Source organism: Kosmotoga sp. DU53 (genome assembly GCF_001639905.1).
Classification (GTDB): Bacteria; Thermotogota; Thermotogae; order Petrotogales; family Kosmotogaceae; genus Kosmotoga; species Kosmotoga olearia.
This window is the reverse complement of the sequence record NZ_JGCK01000026.1, coordinates 13,281-33,585: the sequence shown is the minus strand read 5'-3', so window position 1 is coordinate 33,585 and position 20,305 is coordinate 13,281. Positions and strand designations below refer to the sequence as shown.

Annotated in this window: 19 protein-coding genes and 1 pseudogene; 3 read left to right on the top strand and 17 right to left on the bottom strand. The window is 41.5% G+C overall.

From position 1 onward, the window contains the following. Both DU53_RS11880 and DU53_RS03865 read left to right on the top strand, forming a co-directional pair. Positions 1-888 (top strand): annotated as a pseudogene (locus DU53_RS11880) (IS701-like element ISKol8 family transposase); the annotation flags it as partial. Between the two features lie 86 nt (positions 889-974). Then, a complete protein-coding gene (locus DU53_RS03865; protein ID WP_015868118.1) occupies positions 975-2,585 on the top strand; it encodes an HD domain-containing phosphohydrolase in 1,611 nt (536 codons plus the stop codon). Between the two features lie 15 nt (positions 2,586-2,600). Here the strand turns inward: DU53_RS03865 and DU53_RS03860 are convergent, their stop codons facing one another. From DU53_RS03860 to nagZ, 17 genes are all read right to left on the bottom strand, one after another. Next, a complete protein-coding gene (locus DU53_RS03860) occupies positions 2,601-3,335 on the bottom strand; it encodes a hypothetical protein (RefSeq protein ID WP_063727629.1) in 735 nt (244 codons plus the stop codon). Next, positions 3,307-3,534 (bottom strand): hypothetical protein, encoded by a 228-nt coding sequence (locus DU53_RS12125; RefSeq protein ID WP_063727627.1) that lies wholly within the window; start codon positions 3,532-3,534, stop codon positions 3,307-3,309. The genes DU53_RS03860 and DU53_RS12125 overlap by 29 nt, the downstream gene beginning before the upstream one ends. A 55-nt stretch (positions 3,535-3,589) precedes the next feature. Continuing rightward, positions 3,590-4,591, bottom strand: coding sequence for an SIS domain-containing protein (locus DU53_RS03850; RefSeq protein ID WP_015868116.1), 1,002 nt, complete (start codon positions 4,589-4,591; stop codon positions 3,590-3,592). A 136-nt stretch (positions 4,592-4,727) separates the two neighbouring features. Further along, a complete protein-coding gene (locus tag DU53_RS03845; RefSeq protein WP_063727625.1) occupies positions 4,728-5,741 on the bottom strand; it encodes a M20/M25/M40 family metallo-hydrolase in 1,014 nt (337 codons plus the stop codon). A gap of 24 nt (positions 5,742-5,765) precedes the next feature. Further along, the gene (locus tag DU53_RS03840; protein WP_063727623.1) at positions 5,766-6,776 is read right to left on the bottom strand and encodes a GNAT family N-acetyltransferase; all 1,011 of its coding nucleotides are present in this window, start codon (positions 6,774-6,776) and stop codon (positions 5,766-5,768) included. 44 nt (positions 6,777-6,820) lie between these two features. Further along, positions 6,821-7,585, bottom strand: a complete 765-nt coding sequence (locus DU53_RS03835; RefSeq protein WP_063727622.1) for a DeoR/GlpR family DNA-binding transcription regulator — start codon at positions 7,583-7,585, stop codon at positions 6,821-6,823. Between the two features lie 177 nt (positions 7,586-7,762). Next, positions 7,763-8,848, bottom strand: coding sequence for an N-acetylglucosamine-6-phosphate deacetylase (gene nagA, locus DU53_RS03830; protein ID WP_063727620.1), 1,086 nt, complete (start codon positions 8,846-8,848; stop codon positions 7,763-7,765). Between the two features lie 54 nt (positions 8,849-8,902). Then, positions 8,903-9,982 (bottom strand): hypothetical protein, encoded by a 1,080-nt coding sequence (locus DU53_RS03825; RefSeq protein ID WP_063727618.1) that lies wholly within the window; start codon positions 9,980-9,982, stop codon positions 8,903-8,905. Continuing rightward, positions 9,983-10,942, bottom strand: coding sequence for an N-acetylglucosamine kinase (locus tag DU53_RS03820; RefSeq protein WP_063727616.1), 960 nt, complete (start codon positions 10,940-10,942; stop codon positions 9,983-9,985). Continuing rightward, positions 10,915-11,868 carry a DUF917 domain-containing protein gene (locus DU53_RS03815; RefSeq protein WP_063727614.1) on the bottom strand — a complete coding sequence of 318 codons (954 nt, stop codon included), beginning with the start codon at positions 11,866-11,868 and terminating at the stop codon, positions 10,915-10,917. Before DU53_RS03815 ends, DU53_RS03820 begins: the two co-directional genes overlap by 28 nt. Before the next feature lie 14 nt (positions 11,869-11,882). Further along, positions 11,883-12,512, bottom strand: coding sequence for a BPL-N domain-containing protein (locus tag DU53_RS03810; RefSeq protein ID WP_063727613.1), 630 nt, complete (start codon positions 12,510-12,512; stop codon positions 11,883-11,885). Further along, positions 12,509-13,351 carry a carbohydrate ABC transporter permease gene (locus tag DU53_RS03805; RefSeq protein WP_063727635.1) on the bottom strand — a complete coding sequence of 281 codons (843 nt, stop codon included), beginning with the start codon at positions 13,349-13,351 and terminating at the stop codon, positions 12,509-12,511. The genes DU53_RS03810 and DU53_RS03805 overlap by 4 nt, the downstream gene beginning before the upstream one ends. Before the next feature lie 7 nt (positions 13,352-13,358). Continuing rightward, the gene (locus tag DU53_RS03800; protein WP_082853802.1) at positions 13,359-14,243 is read right to left on the bottom strand and encodes a carbohydrate ABC transporter permease; all 885 of its coding nucleotides are present in this window, start codon (positions 14,241-14,243) and stop codon (positions 13,359-13,361) included. Positions 14,244-14,320: 77 nt separating this feature from the next. Continuing rightward, positions 14,321-15,595 (bottom strand): ABC transporter substrate-binding protein, encoded by a 1,275-nt coding sequence (locus DU53_RS03795; protein ID WP_063727611.1) that lies wholly within the window; start codon positions 15,593-15,595, stop codon positions 14,321-14,323. A 42-nt stretch (positions 15,596-15,637) separates the two neighbouring features. Beyond that, positions 15,638-17,302, bottom strand: a complete 1,665-nt coding sequence (locus tag DU53_RS03790; protein WP_063727609.1) for a family 10 glycosylhydrolase — start codon at positions 17,300-17,302, stop codon at positions 15,638-15,640. A 46-nt stretch (positions 17,303-17,348) separates the two neighbouring features. Beyond that, positions 17,349-18,074: an SIS domain-containing protein gene (locus DU53_RS03785; protein WP_063727607.1), complete on the bottom strand. Its 726-nt coding sequence runs from the start codon at positions 18,072-18,074 to the stop codon at positions 17,349-17,351. A gap of 40 nt (positions 18,075-18,114) precedes the next feature. Then, complete coding sequence (nagZ, locus tag DU53_RS03780; RefSeq protein WP_063727606.1) at positions 18,115-19,629, bottom strand: beta-N-acetylhexosaminidase; 1,515 nt, start codon at positions 19,627-19,629, stop codon at positions 18,115-18,117. Between the two features lie 90 nt (positions 19,630-19,719). Here nagZ and DU53_RS12260 point away from each other — a divergent pair, with 90 nt between their 5' ends. Continuing rightward, positions 19,720-19,860 (top strand): hypothetical protein, encoded by a 141-nt coding sequence (locus DU53_RS12260; RefSeq protein WP_161484747.1) that lies wholly within the window; start codon positions 19,720-19,722, stop codon positions 19,858-19,860. The last annotated feature ends 445 nt before the right edge of the window (positions 19,861-20,305 follow it).

The following is a 20,305-nucleotide window of genomic DNA, read 5'->3' as shown; positions in this document are numbered from 1 at the left end:
CTGAAGAGCTCACAGGCAGCAGATTGAATTTCATCCAAAACTTTCTTTCTAACAATGGTCTTGAACCCAAATACATCATATTGGATGAGACCGTTATTGAGAGGTATGGCTCAAAGATAGAGAACCTTGGCAAGTATTACTCTTCCACAGCAGAGAAGGTAATAAACAGTATCTCGCTTATCTCATCTGTACTATATGTAAAGAACGGACTGTGTTTTTCCCCTGGTTACAAGAGAAAGAACAAAGGGTGATTTCACAGGGCAACTCATCTCCATTCTTGAGTACTCGAAGCTTGAAAACAACATTGTCCTTGTAGATGGAGCCATTATGTGCGGCAGGATATTTGCAAAGGTTGTCAATTCTGCTTCGACTATAATCGGCAGGCTGAGAACCAATCTCAAGGTTGTGATTGACGGAAAAAGCTTCTTGCTTTCAAAGCTCAAGAAAAAAACTAAGGGAGTCACATCATTTATTGCGAGAGTTCCGAGCTACCAAGCAAAGGTAAAGATAGTCATTGACAACAGTGCTGACGAAACGAGAATCATTCTTTGCAGCGACACGAACATGACAGAGTATGAGATACTCAATCATTACAGCAAAAGAGAGACTGTGGAAGAATACTTCAAGCAGGCAAAAGGTCTATTGGGGCTGAAAACACAGGTTTACTCACAGCGTTCCACTGAAAAACACACGGAGCTTGTAGCTCTCTACTTCACAGCGATGATGATAGCGAGATACTATTTGAATGTCAAAGACCGGATAGGATTCAGAGAATTCATTGAACGGCAGATAGAACAGTACCATCTGGAAAAAGCTTTATTTTCCCTATTTGCTTTATTTGTTCGTGATCCCGAATCGTTCTTTTGTTTTCTCTCTGGGTTTATCTAGCTAAGTGCATAGTTTGGGAATTTAGTATACTTATCTCTTTACTCCCGATATATTTTCGTTACTATGTTTCGAAAGAGGTTGATTGTGTGGGAAGTTTTATAAAACATAACAGGATATTTCTGTTGACTATTGTGATTCTTTCTGTTCTCTTTTGGGTGGTTATACATTTTGGTGGCGAAAGAATATACGAAATCGAAGCGCAATGGCGGCATGAAAGTATTGTTTCTCAATTACTTACTACCGAAGAGGTCATCAGGGTACTATTCCGTAATTTCGAACGAGATTTGCTCTTACTAAAAAACATTCCGAACACCAAAAACTTCGTGAACAGTAATTTTGAATCTATTAGCCACAAAAACACAATTAAAGAAATATTCTATGAACTTGCCAAAGCCTCCAAGTGGTATTATCAAATAAGAATTATCGATTCTTCAGGCCAGGAAATAGTTAGAGTCAATCACAACCCGGATGGTACTACGATAATTGTTCCCGATTCACGACTGCAAAATAAAGAGGACCGTTACTATTTTCAAGAAGCCATGAAAATGGATGAAAACCAGATCTACGTTTCTCCGATAGATTTGAACATTGAAAAAGGAAAGATAGAAATACCCTACACTCCGGTAATAAGGCTGGCAACCCCTTTGTTTAATTCTGAAGGCAGAAAAATGGGGATTGTGATTCTAAATGTACGCTTTTCAGAAGTTCTTGAACTGTTATATAAAAATATGTTTATTCAGACGGAAGACGGATACTTAATATCGTTAAATCCAGACAAATCAGTTAATTTCCGTAAATCCAATTACAACTTCCCCAATGATTCTGGTCATATAGAGCTTTCAGATATAGAAACCTTACATTATTCAACTGTTGAATTTCTTCCTGGCAATCGCTTGATCATTGCAGCATATCACAAACATCCAACATTGAAAGCGGCACTCCAAAACCTGACTTTGACGTCAACACTGGTGTTCATCTTATTTCTCACACTCATGCTGGTAGTTATTTATTTAAATTTATCGAAATCAAAAGATCTGATAGGTGCACAAAAAGCTATCATGTCTTCTCTTGCCACGCTTGCTGAACGAAGAGATACCGAAACAGGGCGCCATTTAAAAAGAACGAGAGAGTACGCAGCGATACTGGCAAAACAACTGCGCAAAAACAAGAAATACCGGAAAATCATCACAAATGAATTCATTGAGAACCTTTACGATACCACCCCTTTGCACGACATAGGGAAGGTAGGGATACGGGATTCTATCCTGTTGAAGGAAGGAAAATTAACAGAACAGGAATATGAAGAGATGAAAAAACACACTTTAATAGGAAAACAGATACTTCAGGATGCTATCGATAAGTATCAACTGAAAGGCTCGTTTATTACTATGGCAAGAAACATCTGTGCGTATCACCATGAAAAGTACAACGGTGAGGGATATCCGGAAGGCTTGAAAGGAGAAGAAATTCCCCTGGAAGCTAGAATTTTCGCCCTGTGCGATGCCTACGATGCAATCAGGTCGAAAAGGCCCTACAAAGATGCGCTGCCGCACGAGGAAGCTCTCAGAAGAATAAAGGCAGATAGAGGTAAACACTTTGACCCCGATATTGTCGATGCTTTCCTGGAATGCGAAAAAGAGTTTGAAAGGGTAAGCAACATTTATAGTACAACCGCTGAAAATACCCATTCCCTTTAGGGAGTAGACAGCATGTCAAACGAGATCTATATTTTCCATACCACCAAAATAAGGTGCATTATAAAAAGGTAAAGCCTCCAGAGAGTTTAGCTTCAAAACGTTTATATTGTACTTACCTATATTTTCTAAATGAGCTTCCATCTTTGCCAGGTCTTCAACGTATTTAACAGCCCCTTTCCAGACAACGCGTCCACAAAGGTAGCCAGAGGCCCCTAGAGTCATGTTCCACTTAACTATACCTTTGAATTTGTCTAAATCCATTCCGCCACTCAGAATGACCCATGGTTTGCCCCCGGTCGCTTCAAAAACAGTTTCTTTTGAAATCTCTGGATCCTGAGAGAAGGCTTCTATCTTGAACAAATCAACGCCAAAGGAATCATCTTTGAAAATTCTTACGGCGTTTAATATGGTTTCGTTTTTCTCGCGTTCACCGCGATTGTAGGTGAGGATCTCCAGTATAAAAAGAATATCCTCTTCCCTACATTGCTTTCCAACTGATTCAACAAGTTCTTTCTGGTAGTTTTTCGTATTATCGGAAGCATAATCAGACCAGTAGATCAACAGTTTTACCGCATCAAGTCCGTGTTTTTTAGCAAGTTTAACTGCATCCTCTCTGTAAAGTACCGAGTGCCTGTCTTGGAAGTTGCTTTCGTCAGTAACATAGCCACTTTTTTCAACGGATAAAATAATTCCTGTTTGAGGAGCAACGTATTTTATGTTTTCAGGAAAACCGTATTCTCCATCTATCAAAACCGCCGATGCATAAAAAGACAGGGTCTTCAGTATCATTTTTTTGATTATTCGCGAGATCCTCTGAATTCCAATCACCCTTAATTTCCTTTATCGATTTCTGTAAGCTATTTCTTTGATCAAGTGCAAGCATATTGAATTGTCCAAACTCATTGGAAATCCTGGTATAACCTCTGAACTTTCCTACCGTAAGATTCATAACTTCACCTCCGGGCTTTAGTATCTTACTTTCATTGATCTGAAAATTTAATCAATCACGCGTTGTGCACAAAGCGTACAACCTTTGTAAGATTCCTTGGAGCTTCAACGTTCAAGCCCTTTGCTTCAGCAATTTTTAACCCCAATATCTGTGAGAAAATAGGAGACAGGAATAGTCCCATTTCTCCACCCGTATAGATATCAGGTTCACCTGAACCAACATAAATTATCTTTGATCCGTAAGATCTTAACTCATCCGCGAGTTTTCTTTCTTCTGTTGTGATATCTCCGAAAATCGTGACGAGTGTTTCTTCATCTGCCATCGATTTAGGTCCGTGCCTGAATTCATAGGTTGAGAAAGCCTTTGTTGTGCTCAGAGACATCTCTTCCAGTTTCAAAGCACCTTCTCTGGCAATCCCCTCAAAGGAACCTATACCAAGAAAGATGAAACGTTTGTAAGAACACAGCTGGTCATTCTCAATCATTTCAAAACTTTTCTCAATTATGTCCGGTATCAAACGGACTAATTCATCGTAATACTCGAAATTCCCATTGGAATAATAGTCAACAAGTAACTGTAAAGCTAGAAGAATAGCGGAAAACGACTTCGTCATAACTATGGAAACTTCATCGAGAGGCAGTACAATAGAACGATCAACTATCTTTACAAGAGAACTGTTATTTACCGTTGTTATTCCCAGCGTCGGTATTCCAAGTTGCTTGAAAACCTTCCCGGCAAGCAGAACTTCTGTTGATTCTCCAGATCTAGAAATAAGCACAGCTGCTCTCTTCATTGTGTTACTGCCTATATTTTGATTTTTTGCAAAGAAGATTTCACCGCCCGGCAGTGCTCTGGCTTCTATTCCTGTTTTTTGGATAAAATAACGAGATGCAGCTATACCATTGTAATGGGAACTTCCACATCCGACAAAATAGACCAGGTCTGCATCAAACAGAAAATCCGGTAATTTCCCTGTTTTGACAAAATCTTTCATAAAACTGAGTATATTTGGAAGATCGGTTATCTGCTCGCGTATTTCTTTCTCGACAGTTGTCACGGTATTTCACTCCTTTCATCATCCTGTACTTTCCAAAAACAATCATATATAACTAGTAAACATGGGTAAGTTTGATTATATATGAACAAAAAGATAAAACAAACCCCCAAAAGGTTATCCTTTTGGGGAAAAACTTTTAAATTGAGGTAATTAGTTTTTTTGCGAGTTTGACCTTTTTATCAAATTCTGAGATGATAGCGTATTCTTCCTTAGAGTGAAGATTGCCTCCTGGAAGACCGAGTCCGTCGATTGCTCTGTTGAAGAATGCCGCGTCACCGCTTCCAGATGATCGTGTGACCTTAAACCCTTCCTTTCTAACGATTTCAACGAGTTCAGGGCATTCTTTCATGGGTTTTCTATATTGCTTGTACTCGAATTCCGTAGTGCAACCATTAATAACGGTTTCTTTAGAGATTCTGGCGATTTCTTTTTCGAATTTCTCTACCTCATTCATCGCGTAATATCTGACGTTGCAATAGCATTCCGCGTAATCTGGAGTTACATTGCTTTTGATACCACCTTTGATAATCGTTGGATTCACAGTTAAATCCACAAAATTTCTGTTCAATTCCCAGATTTTATGGATTTTGTTTGAGAGTTCCACCACAGCGTTCGCGCCTTCCTGTATCCTCGCAGCGTGTCCCTTTTTTCCGTGAGTTTTGATTAAGAGCGCACCAACCCCTTTTCTGGAGGCGACAAGTTTTCCATCTGGAAAAGCGGGTTCAAATGAAAGGCAGTAAGAGGTTTTCTTGGCAAATTCACTGAAAACAATCTCACTTTCTGGTGAACCTATCTCTTCATCAACGTTTAGTATTATTGATATGTTGTCCCGGTCAATGTCCTTGAGTGCCTGAAACATTACCGCAATACCGCCCTTCATGTCCGCAACACCGGGACCGTACGCTTTATCACCAACGATACTGAACGGTCTTTTTTTCTCTTCACCCTCCGGAAAAACCGTGTCCAGATGGCCGATGAGAGTTATATAAGGAGGATTGCCTCGTACCGCAACGTGGCATCCGTTGCCGCTACGTACTTTGAACCCAAAATCCACCAGAATATCAAGAAGAAAGGCTGTTCTCTTGAGCTTTTCTTCGGTGGATACATCAGGACCGGTAGCTGTGTTGACAAGCTTTTCCAGAATATCCATAGTAAGACGCTCCTTTTCTAAGTTTCAAATAAAATCTGCTCCATAATCTGGAATAGGTATAGGCAAAACACCTTCGAGATCTGCTGGTATTTCAGGATCTCCTTCGATAGAACCAAAAAGGAATTTTGTGAGAGAAGGGGTATCCATGCATGAGAGTTGTTCTTTTAGTTTTTCAACGCTTCCTTTTGGTAATCTTTCCAGGAAATAGCCTTTTATTTGATCAAAAAACATTTCATTCGACAGGACTTTAACAGTTCCAAAGAACCCTCTTCTTTTTTTCTCAGGCACAATGTTCTTAAACGCAGAAAAACCCGGAAAATGAATGAGAGCTTCATAGTGATCACTCTTGCTCAAAACGTGCTTTACAATTTCCAGGACATCTTGTTCGTCTCCACCGTATTCCACCATCCTTGGCTGACCGTCCCGTTCTACAAAGATGGCGTAGGAATCCTTGAAAATGAAGTACTCAGCTTCTTTATCGACAGCGTGACCAGTCTGAAAGACCTTCAGAAAATCATCGAAATATCTTACGAATTTCACCGGTCTTCTCGAATGAATCTCACAGATTTTAGCGACGTCCTCGACAGTTGCTTTTCTAACCTCAGGATTTTCTTTTTTTCCAGAGATTGTGGCTGTATAAAAAACACCAGCATTTACCGCACCAAAACGTTTGTAGAGGTTTCTTCCACCGGATATGTAGAACAAAGAGATACCGTTTTTCAGGGCCCAGGCTTCAGTATCATGCAAAAGCTTTGTAGCAAGTCCCTTCCCCCTATACTCCGGATCTGTACTAACAGAGCCGATGAGTCCAACGTAAACCTTATGACCGTAGATATTCAATTCACGCGGCAACATGCCAACGAGTGACACAACCTTCCCTTTATCCACAAATACCCTTAGATTTTCAGCATTATCTTCAGAAAGAAGTAAAGGGTACACCTTCTGCATCCTTTTTTCACCACTTGCAAGGACTTTGTCAGCAAGTTCAACAGCAGAATCAATTTCTCCCTTTCTAAGTCCTCTTGGCCCCTCCAAAACAATCACCCCCATAGCTTCACGGGAGGTACCCAATCAACGAATTATTTAGCCATAATGACCTTCACACTGGATGGAAATCTTTTTAAGTATTCCCCATTGAATTTGTCATCGGTTATCACAACATCTATTTGCTTAATGTCTACCGACAGGTATTGAGCGCTTTTTTTAAATTTCGAACTATCCGTTACGCCTATTACTTTTGAACTGTTCAATGCAAAATGTCTTATTACTTCCGCACCTCTGGAATCCGGTGTGAAAAACCCTCGCTCGGGAATTATGGTACTTGCACCAATGAAGCAAAGGTTAAAGCAGAACATATCAAGGTTTCTAATGGTAATAGGACCGACGAAAGATAGATTTTTCATGTCATACTCCCCGCCGATAAGTATGACATTCGCTCTGTTAGAGTACGTAACCAAACGAAAGATTGGCAAGCTGGTGGTAACCAGTGTAATATTTATTCCCTTTTCTATTACCAGTTTCGCGATCTGTAAAGCCGTAGTGCTTGCATCGAATCCTACCACCATTCCCTCTTTCACGAAGTTAATCGCTTCTCTGGCTATTTTTCTTTTCAAATCAACGTTCTCTTTTTCTCTTTCCATAAAGGACAACTCGTATTCTGAGACGTCAGGTAGTATGATTACTCCTCGACTGCGCAGCAGTTTTCCTTCTCTCTCAAGAATTCTTATATCCCTTCTTACGGTAACTTCTGAAACATCGATTATTTTTGCAAGAAACTTAATGTCTATTTTCTTTCGGGCTTTCAGAATCTGGAGAATCTTTTCCCTTCTCTCGATAACTGTCAAGGTATTTCCCTCCGTCCTGATTTAACGTTGCTGGTTGTGGTCGTGCGTGAAAAACGAGATCCGAGCTTCGAGAACCGAGATCCAGTGTGGGCTGCTTCGCAGCGGCTCTGCTGGGTTTTACCTTGCGCACTCGTCGCGTAGCGGTTATCTCGGATCTCGGATCTCGGTTCTCGAGTCTCACTTCTTATAAACCACGTTCCCTTCAAAGACCGTCTTTACAACATTCAACTCTTTATCGAGGAGAACAAAATTTGCTCTGTACCCCTCTTTAATCCGGCCTTCATCGTCTATTCCAAGATCACGCGCTGCATTGTAAGAAGAAACCATTGCGAGTTCTTTCAGCGTACAGTGTGTAAAACGGTGAAAGTTCTTTACCGCATTGTCAAAAGTGAGTGTACTACCAGCGAGGGTTCCATCAGCGAGGGTCGCTTTACCGCCAACTACTTTCACATCAAGACCACCCAGCGTGTAACTTCCATCTTTCAACCCCGTGGCAGATATTGAATCTGTTATCAGTATGATCTTGTCTGCCCCTTTTATTCGATACGTGAAATCAACGAATTCCGGTGAAGAGTGAACACCGTCCACAATAAGCTCTATTGTAAAATCCAGATATAGCGCTCCGCCAACAACTCCTAATTCCCTGTGATGGAGAGCTCTCAAACCGTTAGGGAAATGGGTTATTCTCCTAACATTGTTCTGGAACGCCTTTGCCATGTCTTCAAATACAGCGTTTGAGTGGCCAATACTCACCCTTACGTCACGTTCAGTCAGATACGGTAAAACCTCATAAAAACCTTCCACTTCCGGTGCCATTGTGATCAGCCGCACGCTGTCAGTTATTATTTCTTTTAGCTCTTCAAGTGATGGTTTTCTGATATGTTCGGGATTCTGTGCACCTTTTTTCTTTATACTTATAAAAGGGCCTTCAAGATGAAGCCCGCCTATTGATTTCCTGACACCTTTGAATCTTTTTAAAATATGCAAAATATCCGCTTTTGACGCTGAGACGGTTGTTGGCAAAAAGTGGGTTACTCCCCGAGAAAAGTTTTCGTTTATCCATTTTTCATAGTCTGCTTTTGAGGCTTCCATTGTGTCTATTCCAACGAGACCGTGCGTGTGAGGATCTATAAAGCCTGGCATGAGTATATAATCGTAATCCGTTTCTTTTTTCATTATTCGTTCTATCTTTTCTCCGAATTGCACGCTCCCGGTGTATTCTCCGTCTACGGGGTCAACGATCAGCACTCGCTCGATTAACATATCATCACCTCTGTTAACAGCATTTACTAAATTATACTTCTATTTCTTTTGTTTTCAGGTGTGTTTTTCCAAAAATTCTAGAACAATGTTTTCGGCTTCATCAGGATAGGGTGAAACAATCCATTCGTATGTTCCTCTAATATTTTCCGGGACAAGGTACGGTCTGTACATATTGGCGTAGTTCACGATCACGACGTTTTCCTTGGTTTTGCAACAGGTTTCAAAGAACATTTCAAAGGGTAGAAATACGACCGAAAGACCTGAAAACCTCAGAATTGAGATTTTTGCCTGCGCAATTTCAGGTGGTAATTTACGTTTTTTTATTAGTTCTATACCGGGTTTTGCCCGTTCGCCTATCGTTAAATTCTCGATTTTTTTCTCTTCAATTGGAAGTTTCAAGATATACTTGTTGAATTCGAAATCATTGGTATTCAATTCCAGAGATTCTTCCCACGACAGGTTCTTGACAAATAAACCCGCTAATCTTTCCACCTCTTCAAACGTCCTGCTTTTTCTTGTCCTACTGGTACTTATATTTCCACAACAGGAATTCAAATAAACTACAGGATTTCCAAACAGCTTTTCGAGACCTCTTCTAATACCTCCCGCAAGATCTGATGAGTAGAGCAGGTTTTCCGGTCCCAGCACAGTTGGGTGACAACCAAAGATCAAAAGAGAAACTTTGCCATTCTCGGTACAGAATTCCAGAAGAAACACAGGGATGTCTGTGCTATCATTTCTATCCCTGAAATCGCATATACCTTTCATCCTTGATTTTCTTAAAATGATGTTTTTTACTGGGGATAATTTTTCTTTTGCTTCTTCTATAAGCTTTTCCCTGTAATCCAGAAGTTTGTTTATAACCAGAGAGGGTTTTGGTGCGGCGTGGGTATGCGTAGCGACAGGTATAACTTTTACTCCATCGTGTTTGTTGCTAACGTTATCAAATCCGTCCGGTATGCCGAGTACATCATAAACGATTATTGCCATCGAATAATTGTTGTTTTCCAGATAAATGCAGAATGTTTCGAGATCATCATGAGATCCAATGGCCGGTTTTTTTCTCATAATATATCCCGCCATTTCTATTCCTGCAGGGAATTCCATTTTCAAGCGGGAAAACCCTAAAAGCATTCAGAGTGCCCCCTTCAGGTTCTTTATTACCTTTTCATCGACGCTTTCAAAGGTTACTTCGAGGGCTATGAGTAAGGCTCCGCCAACAGGCGATAATACCTTTTCTTTGAGCTCAAATCCGTGCTCCTTCAGAATACTTTTGAAAGTATCTTTGTAAAAAGGAGCGCTAAACATTCCACCTGAATATGAAATGTATTTTGAACCAATCCTGGAGGATAGGGCCTTTACACCTTCGGTGAGTTCTGAGATGTTAGCGTTCAGAATCTTTAACGCCACACGATCCCCTTCTTCTGCAGCTTTAATGAATCGCGGTGCGAAAAGAGCTATTCTCTCTTTGGTGGGAGAGTCTATGTAGAATAGCCTTATTACATCTCCAACGCTATTTACACCGAAGAACTCTGATACCTCTTCGGCCAATTTGCTCTTTTCTCCTCTATTTTCCCAGTATTTCATTACACTTCTTATGGCATCAAAGGATAGTTTGTAGGCGCTTCCTTCATCACCAAGAAGGTGACCCCAACCTCCCACTTTGAAAATTTCACTGTTTTCGTTGGTGCCTATCACCATTGACCCGGTTCCTGCAACTGCAATCATCCCTCTTTTTCTTCTGCCAATTGCACCTTTTAAAGCTATGAGGCAGTCATTGAAAACTTCAAGTTTTTTTGCCCTGAGAACCTTTCTAACTTCTTTTTCAAGTTTGTGGCTTGCTTCTTTAGAAAAACCCAAGCCTGCAAGCCCCAGAACCGCCACGTCGAATTCTTCTTCAGCGATGCTGGCGTCTTTTAATGCGTTATGAATCGATTCCAGCATCCTATCTATTCCCACCGCAAGATGATTCCCGGGACCGCCTCTTCCGACGGCGAGAACCTCTCCTTTCTCATTACACATGGCAGCCAACGTTTTTGTTCCACCGGCGTCAATACCAACGAACTTCAAACCGTCCACACCCTTTCGTACCATCTTGGATCCGCCTTTGACACAAGAATGTACACCGATTTCCCTTCTTCCGGAGGATTTTCTACGGGGAGAAGGGTATCCTGGTCGAGGAGAATAATAAGGTCCGGAAACTTCCAGTTTTCCTTATCGTCATTTAGAATCATATTCTCGTTTTTGAAATAAACAACGTGATTTCCGATATGTGTTTCGCCTTCAGTGAACCCATCTGAAGAGGTTTTCTTTACCTTTTTTATTATCCCTTCACCAACGATTTTAGAATCTGTTTCCCTGAGGATAGCTTCCAGGTCCTTTTTCACTATCAGGGATCCTAACTTGAGGGATTTTGTTAGACTTCCTTTAACTAGAGCTTTTTTAGCATTTTTAATTCTCATAGGATGATCGCACACGCCGAGATTTCCAAAATTTGAAACGAGCTGTCTAACGATGCTTTCGATCTTCTCATCGTTTTTTGCTTCTTTGACGATTATGACGTCTCCATCAGGAAAGACAATGGAACAGGGAAAAGATTTGAACCCGAGTATTGAGGGGATGGAGTGGTGTATCTCAGGGACTGATCTTCCCGCACCGTCACCGTCAACAACCGGGATACCAAGTTTGTGTGCAACTGTGAAAACAACCGCTGTGTTGTAACCCCCGAGTTCAGTTGGGAACAGGCCGGCAAATTTTGTACCAACATATTCCTGAAGTTCAATAGTTGCTTTAAGCTCTTTGAAAACAGGGCCTGGATTTTCTGTATCGCTGTCTAAAGAGCCACAGGCATATGGAGAGGCTATGAACCTCTTCTCGCCGAGTTTATCAAGATCCACTAATTCTGCACTGTCTATATCTTTCAGGATTTCGAATCCTTCTTCCCTTGTTCCGCCGCCGCCACAACTGAAAAAACTCGAACCGATTACCAAATGTTCCAGGTCTTCTTTGTTCAATGTCATTAAAAGGTTCCTCCTCAATATTCTATGGCGTTTATCAGGAGCTTGCTTGCACACCTTCTAGAGAATTCCGGGTGAGGACTGAACAGGATAACCTTTCCTTTACCATATTCTGATGCAATTATTGCTGGTGATCCTTTCATTACCACAGGGGATCCTATTTCGTTTATTTCGTCAGCAAAGGTTCCTATTATTTCGTAATCTCCCTCGGAAAAGAGCGGACCGTTTTCATACCACATCGTTATGGTTTCTTTCAACCCCCAGGATATGGGATGGTCTTTCAAATTTACCCTTACGTACCCGTTTCCGCGTTTCCAGTCCTCCATTTTTGGATGTTGTGCCTTTATCAGCACAAGCTCTCCCGTTAATGTTCGGTCTTCCCAATAACCTTTAATGGCAAGATAGGAACCCGCGCATATTCCTATGTATTTCATACCCTTTTTGACCATGTTCTTTATCTTATGTAGGTTAGCTTTTCCTAAAGATAGAGATATTTCTGAAGCGAAACCACCGGGAATTATGAGAACATCGATCTCAGGGATTTCATCCCGAACTTCTAAAAGCTCAAAATTCCCTTTTAATAAGTTCCAGCATCTTTTAAGGCTCTTTGAAGCAACACCATTACCGGTGTAGATCCCAACTTTCATCCTTTCACTGCTCCTGCTGTTAATCCTCGTATGAACCACTTTTGCAAAATCAAGAACAGTACAATTATGGGGAGAATGGCTATCACCATACCGGCTGTTAGCAATCCCCATCTGGTTATATTTTGCCCTCTGAACATGGTTAAGCCAAGGTTTATAGGCATCTTTGAATAGTCCTGAATGATCAGCAAGGGCCAGAAGAACATATTCCAGGACCAGAGCACCTTGAAGATGGTCATGGTAGCTACGGTCGGTTTGACGAGGGGAAGCATTATCTTCCAGTATATGTAGAAATCCCCTGCACCGTCCATTCTTGCCGCGTCCTCCAGTTCTTTAGGGATGCCTATGAAAGTCTGCCTGAACAGAAAGACCCCAAACCCGCTTGCCATGAAAGGAATTATTAATCCCGGGATAGTGTTGAGCAATCCGAGTTTCATGGTGATCAGATACATTGGAATGACGATAACATAGAACGGAACCATTAAAGTCGAAAGCGCCGCCCAGAAAAGCACAGTTTTCCCGGGAAAATTCTTTCGGGCAAGGGCATATCCTGCCATCGAATCAAACAGCAGACTGGAGAGAGTTACAAGCGTTGATACGATTAGACTGTTCAGAAACATGGTGCCGAGTGTGACATCCGGATCGTACAACCTCGGATAGTTCCAGGCTTCTGCATAGTTATCGAATACGACTTTTTTTGGAATCAGGGAATATGACTCCAATCCTTTGTCGGGTTCTAGAGATGTGGTAACCATCCATAGTAATGGCAAAAGGGTAAAGAAGGAAAAGAAAAAGAGAACAAGATATTTTATGAACAACCTGAATTTCGAGGTTTTCTCCATGTACAACTCACCCCTTCAAACTCTTCTTTTGAACAAGCGTCAGGATCAAGAGTATCGAGAAAAGTATGTAACTTATCGCGGAGGCATAGCCCATTTCAAACTCATTGAATCCTTTCTGGTAAAGGTAGTTGACGATAGTGGTGGTTGCGTATCCAGGCCCGCCCCCTGTCATTATGTATATCGGGGTGAACACCTGAAAAGAGCCTATAACGGATGTAATCGACAGGAAGAGCGTTGTGGGCTTAAGCATGGGAATGGTGATGTAAAGCGTTTTCTTTAATTTGTTTGCACCATCTATACTCGCACTTTCGTACAATTCTTTTGGTATGTTTTGCATACCCGCAAGATATATCAACATACTGTACCCGAAGCTCTTCCATATGGTGACCATTGCTACTGAGGGAAGCGCGAGTTTCCTGTCAGAGAGCCATCCCTGTGGCGGTATGCCAAAGATAGACAGGAAACGGTTAGCCAGCCCCATGGGATGTGCAGAAAGTATCAGCGACCAGACTATACTCGCAACTACCATGGAAACTATCACCGGGAAGAAAAGGGAAATCCTGAAAAAATTCCTTCCGCGAAAGTCGCCATCAAGCATGAGAGCAAAGAAAAAACCCAGTATGAGAACGCTTGGAACGTACATAATGGAGTACCTCAGGGTATTCCACATAGCCGTCCAGAACACCGGATCTTTGAATAAAGCAATATAGTTTGAGAATCCGACGAACCCGGGTGATTCGAAGGACAACAGGCTGTATTCATGAAAACTCAAAAAGAACGACCAGACTATTGGAATGAATATAAATATTGCAAAAATTGCGTACGCAGGAAGACAGAATATATAGGATACGAAATAATTCTTCAGCTTCTTTCTCATCTTAATACTTTGCACAGTGTGAGCCCTCCTTGTGCAGCCATAGAAAAAGAGGGGCAGGGATTTCCCTCACCCCTCCCCACTTAATGTCACCACTATTTAATGAACCCCTTTTTCTTAAGGTGTTCTGTTATATTTACCTGGGCTTCTTCGAATGCTTTCTCTATCGTTTTTTTGCCGGTTAACGAATCCTGCATGGCAATCCTCAAGAACCTTGCGATAGTGCTAGATTCTGGATGTTTTATCCAGCTTCGCGCACTCTCAAGCTGCTCAATGTACATCTTCTTCACAGGGTCATCACTAAAGAATGGATCAGCGGCAACGTCTCTTCTTGTGGGCAGGAATCCTGAAATCTTACAGTACTCGAGCATTCTTTCCTTTTCCAGGAGGTACATGAGCAGCTTGATGGCTTCCTCCTTATGCCTGGATTGTTTTGGAACGACAAAGGAATCTGCGCCCGAGAATGCTGCTTCAGCGACGTTATGCGGCAGCAATCCCACACCAAGTTTATCACCAAGTTCTTCATAGAGAACCTTTGCGCTGTCCCCACAGTCCATGTACATTGCAACCTTACCTTCTGCAAGGAGCTTTCTTACATCCCACAAATGAGCATCAACGGCGCCAGGTTGGACAACCTTGTATGTTTGGAACAGATCGTAGTAGAACCTGACGCCATCAAGAAATTCGGGGGAGTTGACGATGGGGTAGCCATTTTTATCCAGTATTTTTCCGCCGTTTTGCCAAACAAAGACTATCCATTGGGACAGGTATCTGGCAGATGTTCCGAACCCGTAGACATCTATTTGCCCGTCACCGTCTCTATCAAAGGTAAGTTTTTGAGCATAATTTACGAACTCTTCCCATGTCCATGATTCATTTGGTTCAGGAATTCCCCTCTCCTCGAATATATCTTTTCTGTAAAGGAGCGGCCTGATATCCGTGAAGTAAGGAATGGATATCAATTTGCCTTTAAGACCTCTTGGCATATTTTCTCCGTATCTGCTGTTTTCGAGCATAGCTGGAACGAAAGCATCGATGAATTCTTTCGGCAGCCAATTGTCAAGAGGCTCGAGCAGACCATATTTTGCGAGAACATGTTCGAAAGGAGATCCCAACTTTATCAGATCAGGTGCCTTTCCGGACGCGATATCAACCTGTATCTTCATATGCGGATTTTCCGCCCAGGGTATGGCTACAAACTTGACTTTTATCCCTGTTTCTTCTTCAAACTGCTTTATGTATTCTTTTATGAGTGGAAGGTCAACTCTTGGGTCTCCGCCTGCAAACCAGAAGGTTATTTGTTTGGCAGAGAACGCGTTTACACTTAAAACCATTATCGTAAGTACGAGCAGTACCATCAGTTTTCTCATAAACACCCCTCCTTAATCAGATACGATCAACTGAGGCAAAGGTCACTCCAAATTTGCTTCTTTCAAAGCTTCTTTCAGTTCAGGCGTTAGAGAACCATACCTGAAGATCACAAAACCGTTAGCCCCGGCCTGTCTCGTTGCATAAATAGCCTTTAGGAATTCCTCTTTGGAAATATCGAATCCCTGAACCCCCATAAGTACTTTGACCTCTTCTGGCACAACTTCTCTTGTACCGTTATAAACATCTATTATCCATTGTGGTTTCTTACCCCACTCAAGGTGATAGGTCATCGGAACGATCACATCGCAGAAATCGCCGAAATCCGCATATCTTTGACCGTAGTGAACCATAGCGAAAGCGTTGTTGTTTGGATCGATGTCTCCGCCTTCAGGCATCAACGCTGCACTTAATGTTATATCTTTGTCGTAATTTTTAACTACCTGAGCTATCTCCTCGACGAACTGCCTTACGTCGTCCATTCTCATCATGACCCATGTATTTATATCTGGATATCTCATTTCCTTGTACATTTCTATGAACTTTTTACCGTCGCCTGCGTTGCCCCACGTTTCTATAGCGGTTTCAAGCAAGAAGCCCACATCGAGTCCGTTTACCCATGCTCTACCAATCTGGTAAGGGCTCCAACCCCATGCTCCCGTCGGATACCTTATGTAATCGAGATGAATTCCATCAACATCATGGAGCATTGCACTGAAAATCAGTTGTTCGATGTACTCCCTATACCTTGTATCCACAGCAAATTCTATGGTGGAACCAGCTGTGCGGAATTCTCCATCTTTTTCACGTGGAATCCCCGTCATTGCAGATTCCGGATGGGCTGCCAGATAAGCCTTATCTTTCGAAACGACGAACCATGCGTGTATTTTCAGGCCGTTTTCGTGAGCTGCCTTGACGGCTCGGTCAAGGATTGTGAGATCGTTGTAGTGTCCGTATGCATAACTGGCTGGCCAGCAGATATTTCCGGAAATACCCTTTACAAGAAGATAAATGTCAGTAAATCCGAGATCTTTTATTTCTTTTATTGCCCCTTCCAGGTCTACCTTTGCCAGTGTGTCGTACCATACCCAGATGGCTCTTGTCTCATCGGGTTTGGCCGGCACCTTTTCAATCTTAACCTCCGGTTTTTCAACAGGCGGCCACGTTTCAGGTGGAGTAACAGGCCTTATAGAAGCATAATTTGGCATGGACTTGTTGTTGTCTATCCACCTTACGGTTCTCGCAAGGAGGTATATTAATACATCGGCGGTTACAACATCCTCTTGTCTGTCATTGAGAATCTTTATTTGTGCTGGTATGGTAGGATCACTCTCGAATTTTTCGGACAGTTCCTTTGTGAGTTTGTATATGTCGTCCCACCATATTTTTCCGCCCTGGGCCCCCATTATTAGTTTTTCTGGTTTCTTCAGGCTGAGATACGGGACTTCTTCTGGAACGACTCCGTCTTTTTTGCCTGTTTCACCGTATAGAGCCAGCCACTTGGACAGCAAGTATATAGTGTCTTCGATGGCGACTTCCTTTTCTGTTCCAGGAACCTTTATAGTGGTTGGAAGCTTTTTCCCCATATCTTCGATCGTATTTGCAAGTACCGTGCCAAGTTTCAGAACAGAACTTCCAGGAAGAGCTTCAGAAGCGACCAAAATACCGGTAAAAACAAGCATAAGAAGAACTAACCAGGCTTTCCTCATACACCCACCTCCCAAAATAGAAACTAAGATTCATTAAAGTTAAAACTTAAAGAAATTGCACTAAATCCGAATATTTCTTGATAAGTTTCTGATTGACTTGTTCACCGTTTTTTGAGTTGGCACTTACAAAAACTGGTGGAGTCTCTCCATTTTCCACGAAGAGTTTTGCTACTTCCGCCGTGACAGCATTCAGAATAAACATACCCGTTATGCTCGATAACGGTGCAACCCTAGAACCGCTTAAATCAAGTGATGTATCACCGTAAGGAACGTGGTTGTCTATTGCCAAATCAACGACTTCAAGAAGCTTTTTGTTGTACTTGTTTCGCGAAACCATTGTATTGGTATGATCGAAAGAGGTTATAGCGGCCACGTATGAACCTTTATTTTTAGATGTAATTGCAAATTCCACAGGAACAGCATTAACCCCTGAATTCGAAAACACAAGCACCAGGTCATTTGAAGTCAGATTAAGAGAATCCGCTATCACTTCACCATAACCTTCTAATCTTTCTAATCTGGAACTTCTTACAGCTCCTTCATGAAGCATAAGGGAGCTGACGAGCACAGGGTATATTGGAACGAGTCCACCCGCTCGATAGAACAATTCTTCCACAAGCATATGTGAATGCCCGGTTCCAAAGGCATATACCAGACCTTCAGCCTTAAGCGTAGAATAGATTCTCCTAGATAGCTCTTTCATTTTTTTTGCCTCGTGTTCTAAAATAACCCGCAAAGTGTTGTCGATAACCTTATAATATTGTTCGAACACGTCTGGCACCCCCATAATCTGAAATACGAAATACAACCGCCTATTTTTCTAATAATGGAAATCTGGCTTCAGGCATCAGTTCTCCTCTTAATACCTTTACAAGTGCATCGAGTTGGTGGTTCAGGGATCCAAAAGTGGCGATACTCGTGGGCAAAAAGTCGAAGTCAAGGATGTCGTAAGGATTGAAAAGGGACACATGAACGACATTTTTGTTCTGCTTGCAAATCGATCTCAAAGGATTTTCGAGATTGCGTCCATTAAGATTTCTGAGGTACGTTAGTACAAGTACAAAGTCCGGTTCTGAAAGCCTTCCATCTTCCAAGATCTGATCTTCTCTAAGATTCAGGATGTCTGTTATGTTGACATAACCGGTTAGTTTGGTTTTGAGGTATTCCATGGTTTTGTTATCAACGTTAACTCCAAGAAGAAGTACCGAACCGTCTTTACGAAGTGGCAGAACCTTTTCTCTTTCAACAAGAACCATGGATTTCTCAGCAACTTCACGTTCAAAGTCCTTTTTTTCCGTGAGTTTCAAGACTTTGTAAATGCTTTCCGGAAATTCCGGGAGCTTATCGATAAACCTCTCCACTCTTCCCAGGCTTTCCTTAACCCTTGCTTCCTGTATGTGTCCATCATCAACAGCGTCCATCAAGGCGTTTATGCTCTCCAGTTGAAGATCTGGTGAATGGCTTATTAGAAGCATATCTACCCCTGCCTTAAAGGCTTCAACGGTGGCTTTTGCTACGCCGTATGTATTCTTCATAGCTTTCATTTCAAGGCAGTCGGTTATGATCACGCCCTCAAATCCTAGCTCTTCCCTCAAAATATCTCTCATGAATTTTCTGGATAATGTTCCTGGTTTATTGTCGATTGTCGGATACAGAACATGAGCGGTCATAACCATATCTGCATATCCTTTTCTTATAGCTTCTTCGAAGGGTTTTAGGTGTATTTTTCTATATTCCTCCTCGGAAATCTCTACGACCGGAAGATTTTCATGGCTGTCTTTATTTGTAGGACCATGTCCTGGAAAGTGCTTCACACAAATGGCCGTATTACTGCTTTTTAATCCCTTTATAAATTCAGTTGAATACTTCAAAACATCATCTGGTTTTCTCGAAAATGACCTTATTCCAATAATCGGATTATCAAGCGATGTATTCACATCAAGTGTTGGTGCAAAAACAGTATTTACTCCAACAGTGGAAAGCTCTCTGGATATTATTTCTCCCTGACGCCTGGAATATACAGGGTTATTCGTTGCTGTTAAAGCCATAGGAGGAACTCCCGGGGTAAACCCGTTTTTGAGAGAGGAAAAACCTCCACCTTCTTGATCAGTAGTGATCACTAATTTCCTGTTAGCAAATTCCACGAGATGCTTTAAAGTAACCCAAACTTGTACAGGATCAGAAACATTTCTTGGAAAGATGTCAACTCCGGATATTCCCAGCTTTATAAATTCATGAACTTCTTTTCCTATCCCTCCGTTAGGGTAATTTACCCCAAAACCAAAAACGAAAAATCTCGGTATAACTTCCTTTATCCAGGATTTCACCGGCAATCCTCCTTGACCATTTCTGATAAAATTATGCACTTGTAATCATAAATAATCTAACACGCTGTTATGCTTTCTCGATTGATCAGAGTGAATGTCAAGGTATTATTGAGAATTATTGCTGTATTTGTTTCTATAACACCCGATTTTATGGAATTATCATCAATGAGACTTGGCTTATTTCATTGTGGAAATTGGAAGTATGCTAAAAAAACAGATATTGGAAAGTGAAAGAAAGCGAAAGATTGTTCCGTATTTGTTGGCCGCAACTCAATAAAATAATAAGGCAACCAGTCATAAGATTAAATCGAATAAACAGATATAATTGTTACTTTTCAGTTTCAAAGAAATAGCGGAGAATCTGATGAAAAGTATTGTTGAAAGAAAAGGGGTCTCTTTAACAGAAACGGCTCGTAGCCTTGATTTTATCAACAATTATTGTAACTACAGCGACATTAATTACTGGGATGATACTCAAAAATGCCGACATAATAAATGCTTCGATAGAGTTGGAAGAGGAGATTATCAATTTTCAGACGTTTTTGCATTATATTGTTTGTGGAAAACGAAAACCTGTTTCCTCTACTCTCGTTTGGAACTATTGAAAGAGAATTTTCCGAGTTAAAATCTGCCAAAAGAGGTTATGGGGTTGGAAATCGAGCATTCACCGAGTTAT